This window comes from Sphingomonas sp. LaA6.9 (assembly GCF_022601895.1).
GTDB lineage: Bacteria > Pseudomonadota > Alphaproteobacteria > Sphingomonadales > Sphingomonadaceae > Sphingobium_A.
In genome coordinates, this window is record NZ_JAKVIO010000056.1 from 1 (window position 1) to 21,927 (window position 21,927).

General features: G+C 64.2%; 22 protein-coding genes and 2 pseudogenes. 11 read left to right on the forward strand and 13 right to left on the reverse strand.

Going from position 1 to position 21,927, the window contains the following annotated elements; translation table 11 throughout:
* Positions 1-1,032 (reverse strand): annotated as a pseudogene (locus MKI88_RS19335) (histidine kinase); the annotation flags it as partial.
* A 446-nt stretch (positions 1,033-1,478) separates the two neighbouring features.
* Here MKI88_RS19335 and MKI88_RS19340 point away from each other — a divergent pair.
* The 3 genes from MKI88_RS19340 (at position 1,479) to MKI88_RS19345 (ending at position 3,259) form a co-directional block, all read left to right on the forward strand.
* Positions 1,479-2,276, forward strand: coding sequence for a response regulator (locus MKI88_RS19340; RefSeq protein WP_241633192.1), 798 nt, complete (start codon positions 1,479-1,481; stop codon positions 2,274-2,276).
* A gap of 83 nt (positions 2,277-2,359) precedes the next feature.
* Positions 2,360-2,494: a hypothetical protein gene (locus MKI88_RS21445; RefSeq protein ID WP_281063766.1), complete on the forward strand. Its 135-nt coding sequence runs from the start codon at positions 2,360-2,362 to the stop codon at positions 2,492-2,494.
* Between the two features lie 162 nt (positions 2,495-2,656).
* Positions 2,657-3,259 carry a sigma-70 family RNA polymerase sigma factor gene (locus tag MKI88_RS19345; RefSeq protein ID WP_241633209.1) on the forward strand — a complete coding sequence of 201 codons (603 nt, stop codon included), beginning with the start codon at positions 2,657-2,659 and terminating at the stop codon, positions 3,257-3,259.
* A 9-nt stretch (positions 3,260-3,268) separates the two neighbouring features.
* Here the strand turns inward: MKI88_RS19345 and MKI88_RS19350 are convergent, their stop codons facing one another.
* Complete coding sequence (locus MKI88_RS19350) at positions 3,269-3,433, reverse strand: hypothetical protein (RefSeq protein WP_241633193.1); 165 nt, start codon at positions 3,431-3,433, stop codon at positions 3,269-3,271.
* Positions 3,434-3,509: 76 nt separating this feature from the next.
* Here MKI88_RS19350 and MKI88_RS19355 point away from each other — a divergent pair, with 76 nt between their 5' ends.
* From MKI88_RS19355 to MKI88_RS19385, 7 genes are all read left to right on the forward strand, one after another.
* The gene (locus MKI88_RS19355; protein ID WP_241633194.1) at positions 3,510-6,212 is read left to right on the forward strand and encodes a bifunctional [glutamine synthetase] adenylyltransferase/[glutamine synthetase]-adenylyl-L-tyrosine phosphorylase; all 2,703 of its coding nucleotides are present in this window, start codon (positions 3,510-3,512) and stop codon (positions 6,210-6,212) included.
* On the forward strand, positions 6,212-6,676 hold the full coding sequence (locus tag MKI88_RS19360; RefSeq protein WP_241633195.1) for a peroxiredoxin: 465 nt from the start codon (positions 6,212-6,214) through the stop codon (positions 6,674-6,676). The genes MKI88_RS19355 and MKI88_RS19360 overlap by 1 nt, the downstream gene beginning before the upstream one ends.
* 3 nt (positions 6,677-6,679) lie before the next feature.
* Positions 6,680-7,459 (forward strand): ferritin-like domain-containing protein, encoded by a 780-nt coding sequence (locus MKI88_RS19365; RefSeq protein ID WP_407073389.1) that lies wholly within the window; start codon positions 6,680-6,682, stop codon positions 7,457-7,459.
* Between the two features lie 127 nt (positions 7,460-7,586).
* Positions 7,587-8,357, forward strand: a complete 771-nt coding sequence (locus MKI88_RS19370; RefSeq protein ID WP_241633197.1) for a M23 family metallopeptidase — start codon at positions 7,587-7,589, stop codon at positions 8,355-8,357.
* A gap of 65 nt (positions 8,358-8,422) precedes the next feature.
* Entirely contained in the window at positions 8,423-8,758 is a 336-nt protein-coding gene (gene erpA / locus MKI88_RS19375; protein WP_241633210.1) for an iron-sulfur cluster insertion protein ErpA, read from the forward strand.
* A gap of 39 nt (positions 8,759-8,797) precedes the next feature.
* A complete protein-coding gene (gene xth, locus MKI88_RS19380; protein ID WP_241633198.1) occupies positions 8,798-9,571 on the forward strand; it encodes an exodeoxyribonuclease III in 774 nt (257 codons plus the stop codon).
* 67 nt (positions 9,572-9,638) lie between these two features.
* The gene (locus MKI88_RS19385; protein ID WP_241633199.1) at positions 9,639-10,154 is read left to right on the forward strand and encodes a DUF2239 family protein; all 516 of its coding nucleotides are present in this window, start codon (positions 9,639-9,641) and stop codon (positions 10,152-10,154) included.
* Between the two features lie 55 nt (positions 10,155-10,209).
* Here MKI88_RS19385 and bfr read toward each other — a convergent pair whose 3' ends face one another.
* The 3 genes from bfr to MKI88_RS19400 form a co-directional block, all read right to left on the reverse strand.
* Positions 10,210-10,689 (reverse strand): bacterioferritin, encoded by a 480-nt coding sequence (gene bfr, locus MKI88_RS19390; protein ID WP_241633200.1) that lies wholly within the window; start codon positions 10,687-10,689, stop codon positions 10,210-10,212.
* A 107-nt stretch (positions 10,690-10,796) separates the two neighbouring features.
* A complete protein-coding gene (locus MKI88_RS19395; RefSeq protein ID WP_241633201.1) occupies positions 10,797-10,970 on the reverse strand; it encodes a bacterioferritin-associated ferredoxin in 174 nt (57 codons plus the stop codon).
* 116 nt (positions 10,971-11,086) lie between these two features.
* The gene (locus MKI88_RS19400; RefSeq protein ID WP_241633202.1) at positions 11,087-12,349 is read right to left on the reverse strand and encodes a DUF418 domain-containing protein; all 1,263 of its coding nucleotides are present in this window, start codon (positions 12,347-12,349) and stop codon (positions 11,087-11,089) included.
* A 92-nt stretch (positions 12,350-12,441) separates the two neighbouring features.
* On the opposite strand from MKI88_RS19400, the gene fdhD reads away from it, so the two are divergent.
* Complete coding sequence (fdhD, locus tag MKI88_RS19405) at positions 12,442-13,221, forward strand: formate dehydrogenase accessory sulfurtransferase FdhD (RefSeq protein ID WP_407073390.1); 780 nt, start codon at positions 12,442-12,444, stop codon at positions 13,219-13,221.
* A gap of 226 nt (positions 13,222-13,447) precedes the next feature.
* On the opposite strand, the pseudogene MKI88_RS19410 reads toward fdhD, so the two are convergent.
* The 8 genes and pseudogenes from MKI88_RS19410 to MKI88_RS19445 all read right to left on the reverse strand — a co-directional run.
* A pseudogene (locus MKI88_RS19410) lies at positions 13,448-15,431 on the reverse strand (acetyl-CoA carboxylase biotin carboxylase subunit).
* A gap of 2 nt (positions 15,432-15,433) precedes the next feature.
* On the reverse strand, positions 15,434-15,814 hold the full coding sequence (locus tag MKI88_RS19415; protein ID WP_241633203.1) for a lysozyme inhibitor LprI family protein: 381 nt from the start codon (positions 15,812-15,814) through the stop codon (positions 15,434-15,436).
* Positions 15,814-16,806 (reverse strand): biotin synthase BioB, encoded by a 993-nt coding sequence (gene bioB / locus MKI88_RS19420; RefSeq protein ID WP_241633204.1) that lies wholly within the window; start codon positions 16,804-16,806, stop codon positions 15,814-15,816. Before bioB ends, MKI88_RS19415 begins: the two co-directional genes overlap by 1 nt.
* The gene (locus tag MKI88_RS19425) at positions 16,803-17,369 is read right to left on the reverse strand and encodes a hypothetical protein (protein WP_241633205.1); all 567 of its coding nucleotides are present in this window, start codon (positions 17,367-17,369) and stop codon (positions 16,803-16,805) included. The genes bioB and MKI88_RS19425 overlap by 4 nt, the downstream gene beginning before the upstream one ends.
* On the reverse strand, positions 17,366-19,510 hold the full coding sequence (gene scpA, locus MKI88_RS19430; protein WP_241633206.1) for a methylmalonyl-CoA mutase: 2,145 nt from the start codon (positions 19,508-19,510) through the stop codon (positions 17,366-17,368). Before scpA ends, MKI88_RS19425 begins: the two co-directional genes overlap by 4 nt.
* Before the next feature lie 93 nt (positions 19,511-19,603).
* Positions 19,604-20,395, reverse strand: a complete 792-nt coding sequence (locus tag MKI88_RS19435; RefSeq protein ID WP_241633207.1) for an enoyl-CoA hydratase-related protein — start codon at positions 20,393-20,395, stop codon at positions 19,604-19,606.
* Positions 20,396-20,531: 136 nt separating this feature from the next.
* On the reverse strand, positions 20,532-20,954 hold the full coding sequence (gene mce, locus MKI88_RS19440; RefSeq protein WP_241633208.1) for a methylmalonyl-CoA epimerase: 423 nt from the start codon (positions 20,952-20,954) through the stop codon (positions 20,532-20,534).
* Positions 20,955-21,296: 342 nt separating this feature from the next.
* Positions 21,297-21,927: carboxyl transferase domain-containing protein (locus tag MKI88_RS19445; protein WP_281063767.1), on the reverse strand; the 631-nt coding region annotated here is incomplete at its 5' end.

Genomic DNA, 21,927 nt, shown 5'->3' on the forward strand with positions numbered 1-21,927 from the left:
CACCCGGTGATGTACCTCGCGCGTCAGGCGCGTCTGGCGCGCGAGTCCTTCTGCGAGTTCGGCTTCGTGGGTCGAGATCATGCGGGTGATGGTATGGAAGGTCGCGCCCAGCTGGCGCAGTTCGTGCGCCGATGTCGGCTCCTGGATGGGCTCAAGGATTTCCCCGGGCCGATAGCTGGAAACCTCGCGCTCGAGCCGGCGCAACGGGCGAATGAGCAGTCTGTCGACCACCAGCCACCCGATCGCGGCAGCGGCGGCCCACATCACCAAAGGCAGCAGGATAGCCACGATTTCGGCAGTGCTGAACGGCTCGCGCGCGACGGTCATTTCCGCCGATAGCCCCGACGCGCCCACTGGCGCGGTCAGCGTTTCATGGCCCGCCAGGCCATGCTCGCCGGTATAAGGCACAAGCGTCAGGCTTTGTTCTGGGCTGTTAAGCGACAGCGCGTAATCGGGGGCGAAGCCGCCAGGCGCCCCGACCGCGGCAAGCGCTTCGCGCGAATATATGATCACGCCGACATAGGCGCTTCCGCTGCCGCTGACCACGACTTCGAGCCGATCATCCTTCAACTCGATCTGCGCGGCTCCGCCCGGCACGAGTGAAAGCGTGCTTGGCCGGTGAGTGACAAAACCCGGCGTTGCACAGAGGGGCGTGGAGGCAGGGCCGAAGATCGCGAAGGGCGCGGCCGACCCGCCCTGCGCCGACATGATGCCCGACAGCCGTGCGCAGATGGCGGGATCCTCGGACTGATCGGCGAGCGCTTCCAGTGCGACGCGTGTCGCCGAAATGTCCGACGCCATTGTAGCCGCCAGCTTGCGCGTGCTTTCGGCCAGCGCGATCCGCATCTGCGCCTGGTTTTCGAGATCGGCGGTCCGGCTGGATTGCAGCGTCGCGAAAAAGGCGATCAAGCCCAATGGCAGCAAGGCCAGGCTCAGTATGAGGAAGAGCTTGAAACCCGTCGACAGATTGGCAAGGCGCGGCTCTCGCAGCGGCTTGTTGGCGGCGTCAGCGCCAGATCCGCGCGGCTTCACCCCGCCTCAACCGAGCTTACCCAAGAGATCGAGCATTTCGGATGGAACCGCCTCGTCCACGGTTTTCTGGTAAATGGAGCGGAGCGCCTGGCCGACATCGCGGCTGTTCGTGGAAGGCGATGACTCTGTTCGCTTCCCCTTTTTGGCGCTTGCGGAAGACGGGCCCGACTTTTGAATTTTTTCCTTTGTCGACACCGGCGGCGAATCCCCCTGCACAGCTACTTGCAAAGCCCGAACACGGGCACCTCTCTGGCCCAAAACCCCTCGCCGATCAAATGGCAAGAAGCGTACGGCATATTTGATGGTCGCAGCATGAAACTAAAAACTCGCTGGTTTGTTCCAGACTGTTACGCATCTGTATCCGCTTTGGGGCGCGTCCGTGGAGGGCTTGTCACGGCCAACCCGCCGCCGCAGAACAAACGTTTGATGATAGGAGCATCGCATCAATGTCGCTTGGTCAGCAATTGGCGCCGCATCTTCCCTTCCTTCGCCGCTACGCACGCGCTCTTACGGGCAGCCAGAGCCACGGCGACGCCTATGTTCGCGCGACGCTTGAAGCCATCGTGGATGCGCCGGAGCAGTTTCCTCGCGAAGTCGATCCGCGACTCGGGCTATATCGGACCTTCCACGCGATCTGGTCGTCGACCAATGTCGATGGAAATGCGCCCCCTCTCGCCGAGCCGTTGCGCCCCGAATCGATCGCGCAGGCACGGCTGGCACAGATTACGCCATTGTCGCGTCAGGCCTTGCTGCTGACCTCGATGGAGGGGTTTACCACTGAGGATGCCGCCTATCTGATCGACGCCGAGATCGACGAGGTCGAAATACTGGTCGCCGAGGCGCTGGCCGAAATCGAACGCCAGACCCGCGCCGACGTGCTCATCATCGAAGACGAGCCGATCATCGCCATGGATATCGAAACGATCGTGCGCGATCTGGGCCATGACGTGACGGGTGTTGCGGTGACGCGCGACGAGGCGGTTGCACTGGCGAAGGCGCGTCGACCGGGTCTCGTGCTCGCGGACATTCAGCTCGCCGACGACAGCAGCGGGATCGACGCGGTCAAGGATATCCTCGGCGAGTTCAGCGTGCCCGTGATCTTCATCACCGCTTTTCCCGAACGCTTGCTGACGGGCGAGCGGCCCGAGCCGACCTTTCTGATCACCAAGCCGTTCCAGCGCTCGACGGTCAAGGCGGCGATCGCGCAGGCCTTGTTCTTCGACCAGGCGACCGTACCTGCCTGAACCGCTATTGTTTCGTCGACGGAACTGCGATCGCGTTGCTGCGTTGATTTGGCTCAGAATATGCAACGCAGGGTCGCAATTCCATGGCCGACAACAGGCAGGTTCATATTGACGCCGAGCACGCTCGGGCAGGCTGGACGCCGCATGTGGCACGTTACGTCCTTGGCATCTCGCTGGCCTCGGTGGTGATCATTTTTGCCGCACTTGTGCTGCTTTGACTTCGCGCATTTCGGGATTTTCATTAGCCGCTATGGCGGCGCGGTGCTAATTTTGCACTTGCTAGGGCGACGATTCGCGGAATCGACCGGGCCGGGGACATGATGGGTAAGGATATACCTCAGACATCGCTGGAGCGCCCCGATGGCGAGTTGCCGTCGGATATGGCTGTGCCCGAACATGTCCCCCTGGGCGACGATGAGTTCAAGGCCGAGCTTGCTGCGGTGATCCCGCATCTGCGCGCCTTTGGCCGCTCGCTTTCAGGTAATGCCGACCTGGCCGACGACCTTGTCCAGGAAACGTTGATGAAGGCCTGGGCGGCGCGCAAGCGCTTTCAGGCGGGCACCAATATGCGCGCATGGACCTTCATTATCCTGCGCAATCTCTATCTTTCGCAGATGCGCCGTGCGCGCTTCAAGGGCGAATGGGACGATCTTGCTGCCGACCGGATTCTGGCGGCTCCCGCAAGCCAGGACAGGCATGTCGAACTGGCAGACATGCAGCGGGCGCTGATGTTGCTGCCACAGCCTCAGCGCGAGGCGCTGATTCTCGTTGGGGCAGGGGGCTTCGCCTATGAAGAGGCAGCCGAGATCTGTGGTGTTGCGGTCGGCACCATCAAGAGCCGTGTCGCGCGCGGACGCGTCGCGCTCGAACAGATCATGTCAGACAACACGCTCAGCCCGCGCAGCACGCATCAGGGCGACAGCACCCGTTCTGCGCTCGAGACGATCATGGAGCAGGTGGACGAACTCAGCCGCGACCGCTGAGCCGGGGTGCTAGCGCAGCCGGTCGAGCAGCGCGCGCATATCGGCCGGCGGCTGGCCCGAACGATCACGAAAGGCGGTGCGCAACGCCTCGCCCACGCCGTCTGCACGGCGCGGCCGTACCACCAGCATCGGGTGGCCGTTGATGTTGCAATCCTGATCCTTGCCGTTGCGCATATACCCACAACGCGGTGAAGCGCGGCTGGTTGCGTACCGTCTGTCTTTTGGTGTCACGTGCCGTTAAGGCAGTTGCATGGATGCAACACACGCGATCGCCGATGCGCTCAGCTGCGCCGAAAAACACGCGCCTTTCCTGCGCCTTATGGCTGAACGCAATCCGGATCTCGCCGAAGCGTTGCGGGGCGACGGGGTTGATGCCGCGATGGCGCTGGCCCGCGCCAAGGCCGCGGCCGAGCCCGATGTCGCGCGCGCGCTGCGGATCGAGCGACAGGGGCTGGCGCTGGTGCTTGCGGTGGGCGACCTTGCGGGCGTGCTGGGCTTCGAAGAGGTCGTCACGCAGCTTTCCGACCTCGCCGACCGTGCGCTCGATCGCGCGATTGTCGCAGCAATTGCAGAGCGCACGCCCGATGCCGAACCGCGCGGCTTTGCGGTCCTCGGCCTGGGCAAGCATGGCAGCCGCGAACTCAACTATTCTTCCGACATCGACCCGATCCTGATCTTCGATCCCGAAGCGCTGCCGCGACGCGCGCGCGAAGAGCCCGTGGAGGCTGCCGTTCGCATCGGCAGGCGCGTGGTCGAACTGCTCCAGAGGCGCGACGGCGATGGCTATGTCTTTCGCGTCGATCTTCGTCTGAGGCCCTCGCCCGAAGCGACGCCGATCGCGCTGCCGATCAATGCGGCAATCTCCTACTATGAATCGAGCGCGCTGCCATGGGAGCGCGCTGCATTCATTCGCGCGCGCGCCTGTGCGGGCGATATCGCGCTGGGGACCGAATTTCTCGACGCGATCCGGCCTTTTGTCTGGCGGCGGGGGCTCGATTATGGAGCGATCGCCGAAATTCGCGGCATTTCCCGGCGCATTCGCGGTCATCACGCGCGAGGTCAGATTTTCGGCCCCGGCTACGATCTGAAGCGCGGCCGCGGCGGAATCCGCGAGGTCGAGTTCTTCGCGCAGATCCATCAGCTCATCTATGGCGGCCGCGAGACCGATCTGCGTGTCCCGGCCACGCTCGATGCGCTCGCGGCGCTTGGCGCCGCCGGGCGCATCGAACGCGATGTCGAGGATGTGCTCGCCAGTTCCTACCGGCTCTACCGGACGATCGAGCACCGTCTCCAGATGGTCGACGATCAGCAGACGCACAGTCTGCCGCGTGACGCCGCCGCGCTGGACAATGTCGCGCGGCTGCACGGCCTCGACGATGGCGGCGCGCTGATCGACCTGCTCGCCGGGCCCGTCGAGACTGTGGGCCGGATCTACGACCAGCTCGACGACGATGGCGAGGATTCGCGGCGGCTGACCGGCGACGTCGATGTGCTCGAGCGCCAGCTTGCCGACGCGGGCTTCCCGGATGCACAGGCGGCGATCGCGCGTATTCAGAAATGGCGCGATGGATCGGTTCGGGCATTGCGAACCGATGCCGCGCGTTCGGCGCTGGAAGGCGTGCTGCCGGGATTGATCACCGCGCTTGGACATTCCCCCGACCCCAATGGCGCGCTCAATCGGCTCGACGACATCATCCAGCGGCTCCCCAGCGCGATCAATCTTTTCCGCCTGCTCGACGCGCGCCCCGCGCTTGCGCGGCTGCTGGGCGACATTCTGAGCTACGCGCCTGCACTCGCGGAACAGCTCGGGCGTCGTCCCGAACTGCTCGACGGCCTGATTGATGCGACCGCGCTCGATCCGGCACCCTCGATCGGCCAGCTCGGCGCCGAATTATCGCGCGTGGAGCGCGGGGCGGATTATCAGCAGATGCTCGATTCGGTGCGGCAGAAGGTCAATGAACGCCGCTTCGCACTGGGTGTCCAGATCGTCGAGGGGGCAGGGGATCCGATCGAGGTTGCCGGCGGATATGCCCGTGTCGCCGAGGCCGCGATCAACGTGCTCGCGTCCGCCGCGATCGCGGAATTCCAGACGGCGCACGGACGCGTTCCCGACAGCGAAATGGCGATCATAGGCCTGGGACGGCTTGGCGGCGGTGCGCTGACCCACGCCTCCGACCTCGACCTCATCTATGTCTTTACGGGCAGCCACGAGGCCGAATCCGACGGCGCCCGGCCCTTGGGCGCGGTGCAATATTATAATCGGCTGGCGCAGCGGATCAGTGCGGCGTTGTCGGTGCCAACCGCATCAGGACCTCTCTACGAAGTCGATACGCGGCTGAGGCCCTCGGGCGCACAAGGGCCCTTGGCGGTGTCGCTGACCGGGTTCGAGCGCTATCAGCGCGAAAGCGCCTGGACCTGGGAGCATATGGCGCTGTGTCGTGCGCGGCCGGTTTTCGGATCCGAAAGCGCGCGCGCGGCGCTGGCGGCGAGCATCGCCGATATTCTCGACCAGCCGCGCGATTCCGCAAGGTTGCTGGCTGATGCGGTCTCGATGCGCGCGGAGATGGCAAGGCACAAGCCGGCCTGCGGTCCCTTCGACGTCAAGCTGATCGACGGCGGGCTGGTCGATCTCGAATTCTGTGTGCATACGACGCAGCTGCGCGACCGCACGGGCTTCGATCCGCGGCTTGGCGTGGCGATCGACGCGCTGACTGCGGCGGGGCGCCTGCCGGCAGGACTGGTGGAGGCTTATGAATTGCTGGCGCGGATGCTGGTGACGCTCAGGCTGGTGTCACCCTCCTGCGACGCGCCCGCCGAGGCGACGCGCAGGCTCGTCGCGCGCGCGTGCCGCCATGAAAGCTGGGAGGCATTGCTTCAGGCCTATGCCGCCGCGCGCGCCGCGATATCGGAAAGCTGGCAAGGCGTCGTTTCCCAAACCGAGGAGGTCCATTGATGCTCAACCCTGGCGATCCCGCCCCCGAAGTGACGCTCACGATGCCCGATGGGAGCCGCCGGCCGCTCTCCGAATGGCGCGGAAAGCCGCTCGTGCTTTATTTCTATCCCAAGGACGATACGGCGGGCTGCACCGCCGAGGCGCAGGACTTCACCGCGCTGATCGGCGATTTCGCGGCAGCGGGCGCCGCGGTGCTTGGCGTATCGAAGGATACGCCGGCGAAGCACGGCAAGTTCATCGCCAAATATGACCTGAAGGTCGCGCTCGCGAGCGATGTGGATGACAGCGTCTGCGAAGCCTTCGGCACCTGGGTGGAAAAGAGCATGTATGGCCGCACCTATATGGGTATCGAGCGTGCGACCTTCCTGATCGACGCCGCCGGGCGGATCGCGCGCATCTGGCGCAAGGTGAAGGTGAAAGGCCATGCCGAGGAGGTTTTGACTGCGGTCCGGGCGCTTGGCTGAATGATGCAGGGGCTGAGTGCGGCGATCTGCGGAGTGTTGCTTGCCGGCACGCCCGCCGAAAAGGTCAGATCGGCGCGCCGGGTGGCGCGCGACTGGCGGCTGGGGCGGCTGGCGCACGAGTTTTCGGTATCGATGCCCGATCGGCCCGCGCGCCCCGCAAAACCCGAGCTGCTGCCGCCCAATCGGATGCCCAAGCGCGGCAAGGGCGGTTCGGAGCGCGGGCGGATCGCGATGCTTCATGCGCTCGCGCATATCGAATATGTCGCGATCGATCTGGCCTTCGACATGGCAGGGCGCTTCGGGAGCGGCTTTCCGCGCGGGTTCATTGACGACTGGATGAAGGTGGGTGCCGACGAAGCGATGCATTTCGCGTTGCTCGACCGGCGATTGCGTACGCTCGGTAGCCACTATGGCGCGCATCCCGCGCATGACGGGCTGTGGGAGGCGGCCGAAGAGACGGCGGGCGATGCCCTGGCGCGGCTCGCGGTGGTGCCGATGGTGCTCGAAGCGCGCGGGCTCGATATCACGCCTGCCACCATCGCGCGGTTTCACGAGGCCGGCGACGACCCTTCGGCACATATCCTTCAGCGCATATTGACGGACGAGATCAGGCATGTCGCGGCGGGGACGCGGTGGTTCAACTGGGCGTGCGAACGCGACGATTCGGACCCGGTTAATAAATGGAAAACGCTGGTAAACCGCCATTTTCGCAGTGTGCTGAAGCCGCCATTCAACGACTCAGCGCGGGCTGCTGCCGGTTTGACGCAAGATTTTTACTTATGACTTGTAGAAAGCGTCCCGCCTTTTCAGAAAGGCTGGGCATCAGAAAGGGCGGGGCAAGCCCGGTGTAAGAATAACTGAAACCACGCTGGTCGCGATCGGCGTTTACAAGCCGATCTCTGGGGGTCGCATGGGCGTGAATATGTATTGCAAGAACGTATTTTCGGTGGGCGGGTTCCGTATTACCTCGCGCATCCCTCAAATTCTTGGCCTCGCAGCTGCGATCGTCTCCCCCGTCCTTGCTGCACCCGCTGCGCAGGCAGAGACCGAGACCGCAGCCAGCGCCAATGCGGCCGTTGCCGCCGCCGCGCCTGCCACCGGTGGCGTCTTTGAAAAGGCCACGCCGCGCGACAGCGCGGCCGATCCGCAATATCGTTCGCTCTTCCTGTCGTGGAAGAAGCTCGATCAGGTCGGCACCCAGGGCAGCGTCTCGATCCCTTCGCAGCGCCCCGTCGATCTCCTGACCTTCACCAGCAATTTCGGCTTCCGGTCGGATCCGTTCCGCGGCAGCCGCGCGATGCATGCGGGCGTCGACATTCCGGGACCGCTCGGCACGCCCATCTACGCCACCGCCGATGGCGTCGTCGGCCGCGCCCAGCGCCTGGGCGGCTATGGCAATTATGTCGAGATCGAACATGGCCAGGGCATCCAGACGCGTTACGGCCATATGTCGGCGATCCTCGTGGCGCCCAACACCCGGGTGAAGCGCGGCCAGCTGATCGGCCGCATGGGCTCGACGGGCCGCTCGACGGGCAGCCATCTCCATTACGAAGTCCGCCTGGACGGGCGCGCGGTCAACCCGATGCCGTTCCTCCAGTCGTCGGACTATCTGATCGCGCTGCAGCAGCGTGAGAGCGCCGGCACCACCCGCGTTGCGATGGGCGGGCCGGACAAGGACTGAGCGGAGAGGAAAAGGGGTTGGCGCAACCCGTTGCAGCCGACCCCGCCGCTCACTATCTGGGGTTCATGAGCGAACCGCTTTCCATCGAACTCACACCCTCCGCCGCTGCGCGTGTCGCGGCGATTGCTTCACGCCAGGGCAAGCCCGCCATCCTGCGGCTCGCGGTCGAAGGCGGCGGCTGTTCGGGCTTCCAGTACCGTTTCGGCCTGACCGAGGCTGTCGAGAGCGACGATATCGCGGTTTCGCGTGATGGCGTGCAACTCGTCGTTGATCCGGTCAGCCTCGATCTGGTGCGCGGTTCGGCGGTCGATTATGTCGAATCGCTTGGCGGCTCGGCGTTTCGCGTCACCAATCCCAATGCCGCATCGGGTTGCGGCTGCGGTTCGAGCTTCGCGATCTAAGCCTTCTCGACGTCAAGGCTTTGCGCTAGGCAACGCCCCATGAAAATCGCGACATACAACGTCAACGGCATCAAGGCGCGGCTGCCGCGCCTGCTTGAATGGCTCGACGAGACCAAGCCTGACATCGCGTGTCTCCAGGAACTGAAAAGCTCTGACGAGACCTTTCCGGAGGCCGATATCCGCGGTGCCGGCTATGGCGCCATCTGGCATGGCCAGAAGGGCTTCAACGGCGTCGCCATCCTTGCGCGGGGCGTCGATCCGGTCGAGATCCAGAAAGGGCTCGACGGCGAGCCCGAGGACGATCACAGCCGCTATATCGAAGCCGATGTGATGGGTCTGCGCGTCGCCTCGATCTATCTGCCCAATGGCAATCCCCAGCCCGGCCCCAAGTTCGACTACAAGCTGCGCTGGATGAAGCGGCTGCAGGAGCGCGCGTCCGCGATATTGGCCGAGGAAGTGCCCGCGGTGCTGGCGGGTGACTATAACGTCATTCCCACCGATGAGGACGTCTTCTCGGTCCAGGCGATGCAGGACGATGCCCTGATGCAGCCCGAAAGCCGCGCCGCGTTTCGCACGCTCTGCTACCAGGGCTGGACCGATGCGATCAGGACGCGGCATCCCACGGGGCAGGTCTGGACCTTCTGGGACTATCAGATGCGCGGCTGGGAGCGCGATGCCGGCTTCAGGATCGATCATCTGCTGTTGAGCCCGCAGGCGGCCGACCGGCTGGTCGATGCGAATGTCGATCGCGAATATCGCGGGCGAGAAAAGGCGAGCGACCATGCGCCGACCTGGGTCACGCTTCGCGACTGATATTTTACCCGGATGATATTGCCATAATTATACCCGGATAATATATGGGTGTCCGAAAGGATGACTCATGGACAGTTGCACCGCCTTTGCCGGCGATATCTGGATCGCCAGCGGCGCGCCAGATGATGTGCGCGAGACGATTCGCGCCCTGGATGGTGACCACGCCGCAGGACCCTTGCTCGTGTTCGACGACGAAACGGGCCGGCAGATCGATCTGGACATGCGCCCGGACGAGCCGGCGCGGCCGCGGGGCCGCCCCAGACTGGGCGTAGTGGCGCGTGAGGTGACGCTGTTGCCCCGGCATTGGGAATGGCTCCGCGCGCAGCGCGGAGGCGCCTCGGTGACGCTGAGAAGGCTGATCGACGATGCACGGCAGAAACAGGGCCGCGACCCGCGCGCAGCGCGTGATGCGACCTATCACTTCCTCTCAGCGATTGCGGGCGACAGGCCCGGATATGAGGAAGCGATCCGCGCGCTTTATGCAGGAGACCAGGCGCGGTTCGGCGCGTTGATAGCGGATTGGACGGTGGGCGTGCGGGAGCATGCGCTGTCGCTGGCAAACGGGGCCTGGTTGCAGGGATGAACCGTGCCGGACCGCGCCAGGGCTCCCGAGCCCTGGTGCGATCGTGTGGCTGGTCTCAATCGTTCTCGGGCGTCGACTGAAGCTGGATATAATTCTGCAGCCCCATGCGCTCGATCATGTCGAACTGCTTTTCGAGCGTGTCGACATGCTCTTCCTCATTTTCGAGGATGTCGGCGAGGAGATCGCGGCTGACATAGTCGCGCACGCTCTCGCAATGCGCGATCGCGTCGCGCAACAGTGGGATCGCCTCATTTTCGAGCGCGAGGTCGGCCTTGAGGACTTCCTCGACGGTCTCACCGATCTTCAGGCGGCCCAGAAGCTGGAAATTGGGCAGCCCCTCGAGGAAGAAGATGCGCTCGGACAGTTTGTCCGCGTGCTTCATCTCGTCGATCGATTCATGCCGTTCGAATTCGGCGAGGCGGCTGACGCCCCAATTGTCGAGCATGCGATAGTGCAGCCAATACTGGTTCACCGCGGTCAGCTCGTTCTTGAGCGCCTCGTTCAAATATTCGATGACCTTGGTATCGCCCTTCACTGTACGCTCCTTTGTCGGGAAAGCGCAAATATACGCTCCAACAGGGCCCCAGTGAAGCAAAAAATGGCTGATTTCTGCGGGTTATTGCGCTGTGCTAGTCGCTATTGTCAGGCGGTCGCAAGCTCGGACTTGATAATGCTTTGCGCGAACGGGATGCACTGTCCGCAGCGCGTGCGGCGTCCCATCGATGCATAGGCGCTGCACGTGTTATTGCCGCCGCCACTGCGCACCGTCTCGCGCAGATCCTTTTCTCGAATGGCATTGCAGATGCAGACGACCAAGGCGAATCCTCCGATAACGACTCGCAATTAATCATAATGATAATGGATCGCAATATAGAAATGATCGCGGCGGGGATGCCACGGGAGCGAATGCGACGAGCCGAGTGGCGATGCGCTCAGCCGATCCGGGTGCGCCGCATCGGTTGTACCCCCCCGCGCGCGAGCGAGCGCCACAGCCACTCGAAGGGGCCATAGGCGAAGCGGTCGAGCCAGGGCTTGGACCACAGCAGCATGAGCGCCCAGACGCCAAGCACGAAAAGATAGACGCCTGCGCGCGAAACCGCCCCGAACAGGCCGAAGCCATAACCGTAGAAGATCGTCGTCATGACAATGCTGGTGCCCAGATAGTTGGTAAAGGCCGCGCGGCCCGTCGCGGCGAGCCGCACCACGATCGCGCTATGGGCGAAGCGCTGGAGCAGCCAGAGCGCGAGCGCGGCATGCGCGATCACCAGCACTATGCGGAAGGGAGAGGCCCAGACGAATACCGCGCCGAACACCGTCAGCGGATCGAAGCCGCTGTAGAGGCACCACAGGCACAGCAGGATCATCGGCGGAAGGCCAATCAGATAATAGCGGATCGCAGTGCCGCGATAGCGTTCGGGCGCCCACGTCCCGGTCAGAAAGCCGTTCCTGAGCAGTGCCATCCCCAGCAGCATCAGCCCGAGCGTCTCGATTCCGGACATCAGGATCATCAGCAGCGGCCCCGTGGCGCGATCCCCGAAGCGATAGCCGAGAATATCGGTATAGTCGCCGCGATAGACCGCGATTTCCTTCGCGATCCCCGGGCTGCCCGGTGCGCCGAGACTGTGCCGAAGCTCCTCCAGGCCCTTTATCGCTTCTGCGGACGCGCCCGGCGCGCTCGCCGCCATCTGCATCATGACCATCATCGCCTGCATGAAAGCCCAGAGGAAGAAGCTCACCACAAGGAAGATGATCCCCCATTTGATGAGGTTCACCGGCTCGCGGTCGCTGAACAGCCAGGCGATGCAGCCGATGACCGCGTAGAGGACGAGGATGTCGCCGAACCAGATCAGGTAATAGTGCGCCAGACCGAACAACAGCAGCCAGACCATGCGGCGCGCATGAACCCTGCCGCCATCCTCGCCCTTCGCCTCGGCGCGCTCGACCACGAGCAGCATGCTCGCGCCGAAGAGCAGCGAGAAGAGCCCGCGCATCTTGCCGTCGATGAGCACGAAATTGACCGCCCAGGCCCCGAGATCGACCGCGCGCGTGCCGCCCCAGGCGAGCGGATTGATATAAGCCTGTTCGGGCATGGTGAAGGCGATGACGTTCATCAGCAATATGCCCATCACCGCAACGCCGCGTATCGCATCGAGCGTCAAAAGACGGGTCTGCGCCGCGCTGTTTATGGTCGTCATGCTGCTCCCCGGACTGTCGTTGCGATGTGGACCTGTCACCCGCGGCTTGGCAAGTGCTTGTCGGCGTGCACGCTTTGCGCGACACCACCGAGATGAGCGCCAGATCCAGCATCGCGACACACTTCACCGCCATTGGCGCGGACGGCGCCATGCGTACCGCCGATCGCGATGTCGCGGTCGAGCATCCCGTGGCGATCGAGTTCAATGGCCTTGGCTATGCGGTGATGATGGCGACGCCCGTCGACATGGTAGATTTCGCGTACGGCTTCGCAGCCTCGGAGCGTCTGATCGGGGGCAGGGGCGATATACTGGACGTGGCAGCGCATGAGGTTGATGGCGGCACGATCCTGCGCGTCCAGCTCGTCGAGGCGCGCGCCGAACTGGTCGTCGAACGCGTCCGGCACCGCGTCTCGGAATCGAGCTGCGGGCTGTGCGGGATCGAGAATCTGGAACAGGCGCTCAGGCCACTGCCCAGGGTGACGGCCAAGGCGCCGAGCCATGAGGCGGTGTTCGCGGCGCTCGCGTCGCTGCCCGGGCATCAACCGCTCAGCCAGGCGACGGGGGCGGTGCACGGTGCGGCGCTGTGCAGCGCGGACGGCGCGATCCGGCTGGTGCGCGAGGACGTGGGCAGGCACAATGCCTTCGACAAACTGAACGGCGCGATGCTGCGTGCGGGGCTCGGATGGGACGGCGGCTTCGCGCTGCTTACCGCGCGCTGCTCCTATGAACTGGTGGAGAAGGCGGTGCTGGCGGGGGCTCCCGCGCTGGTCACGATCTCGGCGCCGACAAGCCTCGCGCTGGAGCGGGCGAGGGCGGCGGGGCTTTGCCTGATTGGGCTGGCGCGGCCCGACAGCTATTTATTGGCCGAATAGGCGACGGCCGCTCTCCCCCCATTATCAGCCTTCTCCCGCCGTCACGGGAGAAGGAGGGACCCGCCGCAGCAGGCGGTGGGGGATGAGGGTCTTCTTCTTGTTTCTTGAGGAAGACATGAGAAGAAGACTCTCACCCAACCCTATCCCGCAAAGGCGGGAGAGGGCTCAAGGCCATGTCCGCTTCCCCGACATAGCGGATTGCCGGGAGGCGCGCTGGCGGCGCGCCTCATTCCATCTCGAGGATTACCGCGTCGACCGCGAGGCTGTCGCCCGCCCTGGCGCTGACGCTCTTGACCACGCCCGACTTTTCGGCGCGCAGGATATTCTCCATCTTCATCGCCTCGACCACCGCGAGCGGCTGGCCCGCCTCGACCTTGTCGCCCTCGCCGACATTAAGCGAGACGAGCAGACCCGGCATCGGGCAGAGCAGGAATTTGGAAAGGTCGGGCGGGATCTTTTCGATCATGTGCGCCGCGTGGCGCGCGATGCGCGCTGGCAGTATGCGGATATCGTGGCTCTTGCCCCGTGTCGTCAGGCGCAAGCCCGACTTGATCGACGCGATCCGCACCGCGAGCGGCTCGCCATTGACCTCGGCCTCGATCAGCCGGTCGCCCGGGGTGTAGCTGAGATCGAGATCGAGCAGCTCACCGTCGACGCGCACCTCGTCATAGTCGATCGCGACATCCATCAGCGCATCGCCGATCTTGGCCTGCCACAGCGAGGGCGGCTGGAGCCGGTCGCCCAACTGGCCCGAAATCCGCCGCGCGCGATCGGCATGCGCGGTCGCGACGAAGGCGGCGATTGCCGCGAGATTGCGCTGCAGCTCGGCTGCTCGCGGGTGCACCCGTGAATCCGTCGGGATATTCCTCGGCGATGAAGCCCGTGGTGATGTCGCCCGAGCGGAAGCGTTCATGTTGCATCAGCGCAGAGACGAAATCGATATTGTGCCCCGGCCCTTCGATCTCGAAACGGTCGAGCGCCGCGATCTGTTTGTCGATCGCCTCGAGCCGCGTCGGCGCCCAGGTGATGAGCTTGGCGATCATCGGGTCGTAGAACATCGACACCTCGCCCCCCTCGATCACGCCATCGTCGACACGCACGCCATCGCCCGTCTCGGGAGGATTGTAGCGCACGAGGCGCCCGGTCGAGGGCAGGAAGCCGCGATACGGGTCCTCGGCATAGACGCGGTTCTCGATGGACCAGCCGTTGATCTTCACGTCATCCTGCGTGAAGGCCAGCTTCTCGCCATTGGCGACGCGGATCATCTGCTCGACGAGATCGAGGCCGGTGATCTCCTCGGTGACGGGATGCTCGACCTGAAGTCGCGTGTTCATCTCAAGGAAGTAGAAGCCGTCGCCGGTCTTGTCGGCGCCCGACACGATCAGTTCGACCGTCCCCGCGCTGAAATAGCCGACCGCGCGCGCGAGCGCGACGCACTGCTCACCCATCTTCTTACGCATTTCGGGCGAAACGAAGGGGGAGGGCGCTTCCTCGACGACCTTCTGGTGGCGGCGCTGGATCGAGCATTCGCGCTCGTTGAGGTACACGATATTGCCGTGCTGGTCGCCGAGGATCTGGATCTCGATATGGCGCGGGCTCTCGATGAACTTCTCGATGAAGACGCGGTCATCGCCGAAGCTTGCCAGACCCTCGCGCTTGGTCGCCTCGAAGCCCTCGCGGACATCCTGCTCCGAGTAAGCGAGGCGCATCCCCTTGCCGCCGCCGCCGGCCGACGCCTTCATCATCACCGGATAGCCGATCTCGTTGGAGATCTTCACCGCATGTTCGGTGTCGTCGATCACGCCGACAAAGCCGGGGACGACGTTGACGCCCGCTTCCATGGCGAGCTTCTTGGACTCGATCTTGTCGCCCATTGCCGCGATCGCATTGGCAGGCGGCCCGACGAAGATGATGCCTTCGGCATCCAGCGCCTTCCGAAAGCTCTCGCGCTCCGAAAGGAAGCCGTAGCCCGGGTGGACCGCGTCGGCGCCCGTCGCCTTGCACGCCTCGATGATCTTGTCGGCGATCAGATAGGACCGGGCGGCGGGCGGCGGACCGATATGCACGGCCTCGTCGGCCAACTCGACATGCGGCGCGCGCGCGTCGGCGTCGGAATAGACCGCGACGGTCTTGATGCCCATCTTCCGCGCCGTGCGGATGACGCGGCACGCGATTTCGCCGCGATTGGCGATCAGGATTTTTTTGATCATTTTCAGTTGCTTTCCGCCAGTTTCCGCAATTGTTCGGTTCGTTGCTTGGTCAGTTCCGCGCGGCAGGCGCTGACCAGCATCGGCTCCATGCTGCCGCCCCGCGCCTGATATCCTTCGCTTACGCAATGCGTGTCGCGATATTTGAGCCATGCGCGCTGTGCTTCGAGAAGCGACGCCGCATAGCCCGGCCGGCCATCCTGTGCGCCCGCCTCACGGTCAGCCGTCTTCATAGCCTCGGACGTGACCTTCCACTGCCGGTTCAGCGCCGCATCCGCGGCCTGATAATCGCGATCCGCGCACTGGTTCATATCGGCCTGGGTGACGGGACTGGCGCAATTGGGTCCCTGCGCCGCCGCCATCAGCAAGAACGCGACGGCAATCATTACTCCGCCGCTTCCAGATGCCCGTGCGGCTGTGCCTGCATCGCGCTAATGCCCAGCTTCGAAAGCAGCGCGGCGTCCTTGTCGTCGCCCGCGTTCGCAGCGGTCAGCAGCTTGTCGCCGGTGAAGATGCTGTTCGCGCCCGCCATGAAGCACAAAGCCTGGCACGCCTCGCTCATGCTCTCGCGACCCGCCGAGAGGCGCACCATCGAATGCGGCATGGTGATGCGCGCGACCGCGACCGTGCGAACGAACTCGATCTCGTCGATCTTCGCCATCGGCGTATCGGCCAACATGTCGCCCAGTACCGTGCCCTTCACCGGCACCAGCGCGTTGATCGGCACGCTTTCGGGGTGCGGCATGGTGGCGAGCGCATGGATGAAGCCGATGCGGTCGCTGCGCGTCTCACCCATCCCGACGATCCCGCCGCAGCACACATTGATGCCGGCCGAACGCACATTCTCCAGCGTCTCGATCCGGTCCTCGAAGGTCCGCGTCGTGATGACGTTGGCGTAGTTCTCAGGAGAAGTGTCGATATTGTGGTTGTAGTAATCGAGGCCCGCATCGGCGAGTTGCTTCGCCTGTCCCTCGCTCAGCATGCCGAGCGTCATGCAGGTTTCCATGCCCATCTGGCGCACGCCCTTCACCATCTCGATGAGCGCGGGCATGTCGCGGTCCTTGGGATTGCGCCAGGCGGCGCCCATGCAGAAGCGGCCCGAGCCGTGATCCTTGGCCTGTGCCGCGGCCTGGAGTACCGCCTGCACATCCATCAGCTTGGTCGCCTTCAGGCCGCTGTCGGCCTCGGTCGACTGGCTGCAATAGCCGCAATCCTCGGGGCAACCGCCCGTCTTGATCGATAGCAGCGTCGAGAGCTGAACCTCGTTGCGCGGAAAATTGGCACGATGGACCGACTGCGCCTCGAACAGCAGGTCGTTGAAGGGCAGGTCAAAGAGACCCGCGATTTCCTCGCGGGTCCAGTCGGTACGCACGGTCATTCGGTTCCATTCCAGACTTGGAGCGACAGGGATATCTGATGCGGCTTGAGTGGCGGGCCGTAAATGTAGAGCAGCCGCACGGGTTGCTTCTTCACAGTCCAGCTCCAGCTGTAATAGCCGTCCTCGCTCTTGCGCGCGGGCCGCGTTCTCGCCTTTGTGTCGCGCTCGATCAGCCTTTCGATCAGTTGCGCGACATATTCGCGGTCGACCGCCTGCGGGGCCACGGCATCGAAATTGCACTGCGGCACGGCGGGCTCGGCCTTGCCCGGCGTCGCGAACGAATAGTTCACGAACACGCTGTCGGTGCGCCACAATTGCCGCTTCTTCGGATCCGCGGTCGCCACGCGAACATAGGGATCGGGCGAGTTTTTCAGCGCCGTTCGAAAGCCGCTGGCATCAGGAAAGCCGGGCATACAGACCGCGGCGAACTTGTCGATTGCCTGCATGGGTTCGAGCTTGCCGAGCGTGATCGCCTGATAGGGCGACGCTTCGTTGGCGGTCGCGGCCGAAGCCGTCGCGGTCAGCGAAGCGAGTGCGGCAAGACCAATGGCATGAATATTCATTCGGCGGCCTCCTCCAGCCCCTCCGGGGGCATGTTGTGGCCGAGCAGGCGCAGCACGTCGGCTGCGCTGTCGACCACGTTGGAGCCGGGACCATAAATCCCCGCGACGCCGGCCGCACGCAGAAATTCGTAATCCTGCGCGGGAATGACGCCGCCCGCGACAACCTTGATGTCGCTGCGCCCCGCATCCCTGAGCAGCCTGATGAGCTCGGGGATCAGCGTCTTGTGGCCCGCGGCAAGGCTCGACGCTCCAACCACGTCGACATCCTTGTCGAGCGCCAGCGCCAGCGTTTCCTGCGGCGTCTGGAACAGCGGGCCGCTCACCACCTCGAAGCCCATGTCCGAATAGGCCGATGCGATCACGTTTGCGCCGCGGTCATGGCCGTCCTGCCCCATCTTGGCGACGAGCATCCGCGGCTTGCGGCCCTTGCGGCGCGTGACCGCCTCGACGCCGTTCACGACGCGCGCCCAGCGATCGTCATCCGAATAGGCGCCGCCATAGACGCCCTTCACCGGGGTCGGCACGGTGCCGTAGCGACCGAAGACATCCTCCATCGCCGCAGAGATCTCGCCCAGCGTCGCGCGCTGGCGCGCGCATTCGACCGCGAGGCCGAGCAGGTTCTCGCCCGCCGCAGCCCCTTCACGCAGCGCATCGAGCGCAGCCTGGCACTTCGCTTCATCGCGAGCGGCCTTCATCGTGTTGATGCGCGCGATCTGCGCCTCGCGCACCGCGACGTTATCGACGTCGAGAATGTCGATCGGCTCTTCTTCCTTGAGCCGGTATTTGTTGACCCCGACGATCACGTCTTCGGCACGGTCGACGCGCGCCTGCCGCGCGGCGGCGGCTTCCTCGATCATAGCCTTGGGCCAGCCCTTCGCCACGGCTTTCGCCATCCCGCCTTCGGCCTCGACACGCTCGATGATCTCCCACGCCTTTTCGTAGAGCTCCTGCGTCAGCGCCTCGACATAATAGCTGCCGCCCAAGGGATCGACGACATTGCACATGCCCGTCTCTTCCTGGATCACGATCTGCGTGTTGCGCGCGATGCGGGCGGAGAAGTCGGTGGGAAGCGCGATCGCCTCGTCGAGCGCGTTGGTGTGGAGCGACTGGGTGCCCCCCAGCATCGCCGCCATCGCCTCGATCGTCGTGCGCATGACGTTGTTGTACGGATCCTGTTCGGTCAGCGACACGCCCGAAGTCTGGCAGTGCGTACGCAGCATCTTGGAGCGCTCGTCCTTTGCGCCGAGTTCGGTCATCACGCGGTGCCACAGCTTGCGCGCGGCGCGCAGCTTCGCGACCTCCATGAAGAAGTTCATGCCGATCGCGAAGAAGAAGCTGAGGCGGCCCGCGAACTTGTCGAGATCGAGCCCCGAGGCCATGGCTGCTCGCGCATATTCCTTGCCGTCGGCGATGGTGAAGGCGAGCTCCTGGAGCTGCGTCGCCCCCGCCTCCTGCATGTGATAGCCCGAGATCGAGATGCTGTTGAACTTCGGCATGTGAGCCGAAGTGTAGCCGATGATGTCCGAGATGATCCGCATGCTCGGCTCGGGCGGGTAGATATAGGTGTTGCGGACCATGAACTCCTTGAGGATGTCGTTCTGGATCGTGCCGTCCAGCTTCTCCTGAGGGACGCCCTGCTCCTCGCCCGCGACGATGAAGAAGGCGAGGATCGGGATCACAGCACCATTCATCGTCATCGACACCGACATTTCGCCAAGCGGAATGCCGTCGAACAGAATCTTCATGTCCTCGACGCTGTCGATCGCGACGCCTGCTTTCCCGACATCGCCCGTCACGCGCGGATGGTCGCTGTCATAGCCGCGGTGCGTGGCAAGGTCGAAGGCGACCGAAAGCCCCTTCTGCCCCGCGGCGAGATTGCGGCGGTAGAAGGCGTTCGATTCCTCGGCGGTCGAGAAGCCCGCATATTGCCGGATCGTCCATGGGCGCCCCGCATACATCGACGCGCGCACGCCGCGCGTGAAGGGTCCGAAGCCGGGCAGGCCCGTCTCGACGTCCTTTACGTCCTCGGCGGTATAGAGCGGCTTTACCGTGATGCCCTCGGGCGTCTGCCAGTTCAGATCCTTGCCTTTGACCTCCTTGGTCGCGAGCGCCTGCCAGTCAGCGATGGTCTTGTCAGTCATAATGCTTTCCACGTACCCCGGCGAAGGCCGGGGTCCAGTTGTGCGCCGGACTCTGGACCCCGGCCTTCGCCGGGGTACTCAGGTGAACGATAGTCACTTCCCCTTGAACTCCGCCTTGCGCTTCTGGAGGAAGGCCGCGGTCCCTTCGGCCGCATCCTCGCTGTCGCCCGCCTTGTTCTGGCGATCGGCTTCCGCGGTCATCGCCGCGGCGTAATCCTGTTCAAGCGCGTCGGCGATACCCTTGCGCATCAGCCCGAGCGCGAGGGTCGGTCCCGCCGCCAGTCGCCTGGCCAGCAGCCGCGCCTCTTCGAGCAGCACCGCATCGTCGATCGCCTTGTAAATCAGCCCCCAGCTTTCGGCTTTTTCAGCGGGGATGCGCTCGCCGAGCATCATCATCTCCATCGCGCGCGCCTTGCCCACCAGACGCGGCAGCATCCAGGTCGCGCCGCCATCGGGCACCAGCCCGATATTGACGAAGGCCTGGAGGAAATAGGCCGACTTGCCCGCGAGCACGAAGTCACCCGCCAGCGCGAGCGAGCAGCCGATACCCGCGGCAGGACCGTTGACGGCGGTCACGATCGGGATCGGTGCCTGCGACAGCGCGACCATTGTCGGGTTGAAGCTCGCGGTCAGCGCCGCCTTGGCGCGCGCGCCGCCCGTGATCGACTGTTCGCCGTCGCGACCCTGAAGGTCTGCACCCGAGCAGAAGGCGCGGCCCTCGCCCGTGATCAGCAGCGCGCGGATGCCATTGGCCTGAGCACCATCAAGCACGTCGCGGATCTCGTCGAACATCTGCGGCGGCGCGGCATTGAGCCGCTCGGGCCGGTTGAGCGTGATCGTCGCGATGTTGTCCGCGATGTCGAGGCGAATCGTTTCGTAGGTCATACCATCTCCCCTATCCCGCTCGTCCTGAGGAGGGACTGAGCTTGGCGAAGGCCCGTCTCGAAGGACCAGTGCCGAAGCGTCCTTCGAGACGCCGTTTCGACTTCGCTCAACGGCTCCTCAGGATGAGCGGAGTTGATCAATGCCCGCTGTCCTTGGGCGTCTCCATCAGTTCGACCAGCACGCCGCCCATATCCTTCGGGTGGACGAAGATCACAGGCGTGCCATGCGCCCCGATGCGCGGCTCACCGAGCACCTTTGCGCCCTTGGCCTCCATCTCGGCCTTGGCCGCATGGATATCGGGCACCTCGAAGCAGACATGATGCTGCCCGCCGAGCGGGTTCTTTTCGAGGAACTTCAGGATGGGCGAATTCTCGCCCAGCGGCTCGATCAGTTCGATCTGGCTGTTGGGCGTATCGACAAAGCACACGCGCACCCCTTGGGGCGGCAGGTCGAAGGGTTCATGGATCTTCGTCGCGCCCATCAGGTCGCGATAGAGCGCGATCGACTTCTCGATCGAGGGGGTTGCAACCCCGACATGGTTCAGACGGCCGAAGTTCATACCTTCTCCTATGGCGCCAGTTGGCCAGCGTTTGTGGACACGTCTTGCCCGCATATGTTCGCCAGCATCACGACTGGGAAAATGTCATCGCTGGTCCAAGTGTAGGACTGACACTCAACGCCTTTCTCATCAGCGAATTTTGACGCAACAAATCCGGCTTGCAGGAACTCGGCCTTCAGAGCGACCGGGTTGCTTAAGCGAGCTTCAGTGAAGCCCTTCAAGGCGATCGACGCACTCCTGAAGTCCCCAATGCGCGTGATCCTCCCCAAGGGCGTATTGGCATCCGGACGGCCTCCCACCGCCGACCCGCAACCGGCGACCAGCAGCCCGATCCAAGCAGCGCTAAAGCGGAATATTGTCATGCTTCTTCCACGGGTTCTCGAGCTGCTTGTTGCGCAGCTTCCGCAAGCCCAGCGCGATGCGCTTGCGCGTCGAATGCGGTGCGATCACCTCGTCGATGAAGCCCTTGGAGGCCGCGACGAACGGGTTGGCGAAGCGCGCTTCATATTCTGCGGTGCGCGCGGCGATCTCCTCGGGGGTCTTTCCGCGGAAGATGATCTCCACCGCGCCCTTGGCGCCCATCACCGCGATCTCGGCGGTCGGCCAGGCATAGTTCAGGTCGCCGCGCAGATGCTTGGACGCCATGACGTCATAGGCGCCGCCATAGGCCTTGCGCGTGATCACCGTGATCTTGGGCACGGTCGCTTCGGCATAGGCGAAGAGCAGCTTGGCGCCATGCTTGATGATGCCGTTCAGCTCCTGCTGCGTGCCCGGCAGGAAGCCCGGTACATCGACGAATGTGATGATCGGGATGTCGAAGGCGTCGCAGAAGCGCACGAAACGCCCCGCCTTCTTCGACGAGTTGATGTCGAGGCAGCCCGCGAGCACCATCGGCTGGTTGGCGACGATGCCGACGGTGCGCCCCTCGATCCGGCCAAAGCCGATGATGATATTGCCGGCATGCGCGGGCTGG

What these genes read in the sequence shown, in the direction of transcription:
- MKI88_RS19340 (WP_241633192.1), top strand. Translation starts at nt 1,479, where the DNA reads ATGTCGCTTGGTCAGCAATTGGCGCCGCATCTTCCCTTCCTTCGCCGC.
- MKI88_RS21445 (WP_281063766.1), top strand. Translation starts at nt 2,360, where the DNA reads ATGGCCGACAACAGGCAGGTTCATATTGACGCCGAGCACGCTCGGGCA.
- MKI88_RS19345 (WP_241633209.1), top strand. Translation starts at nt 2,657, where the DNA reads ATGGCTGTGCCCGAACATGTCCCCCTGGGCGACGATGAGTTCAAGGCC.
- MKI88_RS19350 (WP_241633193.1), bottom strand. Translation starts at nt 3,433, where the DNA reads ATGCGCAACGGCAAGGATCAGGATTGCAACATCAACGGCCACCCGATG.
- MKI88_RS19355 (WP_241633194.1), top strand. Translation starts at nt 3,510, where the DNA reads ATGGATGCAACACACGCGATCGCCGATGCGCTCAGCTGCGCCGAAAAA.
- MKI88_RS19360 (WP_241633195.1), top strand. Translation starts at nt 6,212, where the DNA reads ATGCTCAACCCTGGCGATCCCGCCCCCGAAGTGACGCTCACGATGCCC.
- MKI88_RS19365 (WP_407073389.1), top strand. Translation starts at nt 6,680, where the DNA reads ATGCAGGGGCTGAGTGCGGCGATCTGCGGAGTGTTGCTTGCCGGCACG.
- MKI88_RS19370 (WP_241633197.1), top strand. Translation starts at nt 7,587, where the DNA reads ATGGGCGTGAATATGTATTGCAAGAACGTATTTTCGGTGGGCGGGTTC.
- erpA (WP_241633210.1), top strand. Translation starts at nt 8,423, where the DNA reads ATGAGCGAACCGCTTTCCATCGAACTCACACCCTCCGCCGCTGCGCGT.
- xth (WP_241633198.1), top strand. Translation starts at nt 8,798, where the DNA reads ATGAAAATCGCGACATACAACGTCAACGGCATCAAGGCGCGGCTGCCG.
- MKI88_RS19385 (WP_241633199.1), top strand. Translation starts at nt 9,639, where the DNA reads ATGGACAGTTGCACCGCCTTTGCCGGCGATATCTGGATCGCCAGCGGC.
- MKI88_RS19400 (WP_241633202.1), bottom strand. Translation starts at nt 12,349, where the DNA reads ATGACGACCATAAACAGCGCGGCGCAGACCCGTCTTTTGACGCTCGAT.
- fdhD (WP_407073390.1), top strand. Translation starts at nt 12,442, where the DNA reads ATGAGCGCCAGATCCAGCATCGCGACACACTTCACCGCCATTGGCGCG.
- MKI88_RS19415 (WP_241633203.1), bottom strand. Translation starts at nt 15,814, where the DNA reads ATGATTGCCGTCGCGTTCTTGCTGATGGCGGCGGCGCAGGGACCCAAT.
- bioB (WP_241633204.1), bottom strand. Translation starts at nt 16,806, where the DNA reads ATGACCGTGCGTACCGACTGGACCCGCGAGGAAATCGCGGGTCTCTTT.
- MKI88_RS19425 (WP_241633205.1), bottom strand. Translation starts at nt 17,369, where the DNA reads ATGAATATTCATGCCATTGGTCTTGCCGCACTCGCTTCGCTGACCGCG.
- scpA (WP_241633206.1), bottom strand. Translation starts at nt 19,510, where the DNA reads ATGACTGACAAGACCATCGCTGACTGGCAGGCGCTCGCGACCAAGGAG.
- MKI88_RS19435 (WP_241633207.1), bottom strand. Translation starts at nt 20,395, where the DNA reads ATGACCTACGAAACGATTCGCCTCGACATCGCGGACAACATCGCGACG.
- mce (WP_241633208.1), bottom strand. Translation starts at nt 20,954, where the DNA reads ATGAACTTCGGCCGTCTGAACCATGTCGGGGTTGCAACCCCCTCGATC.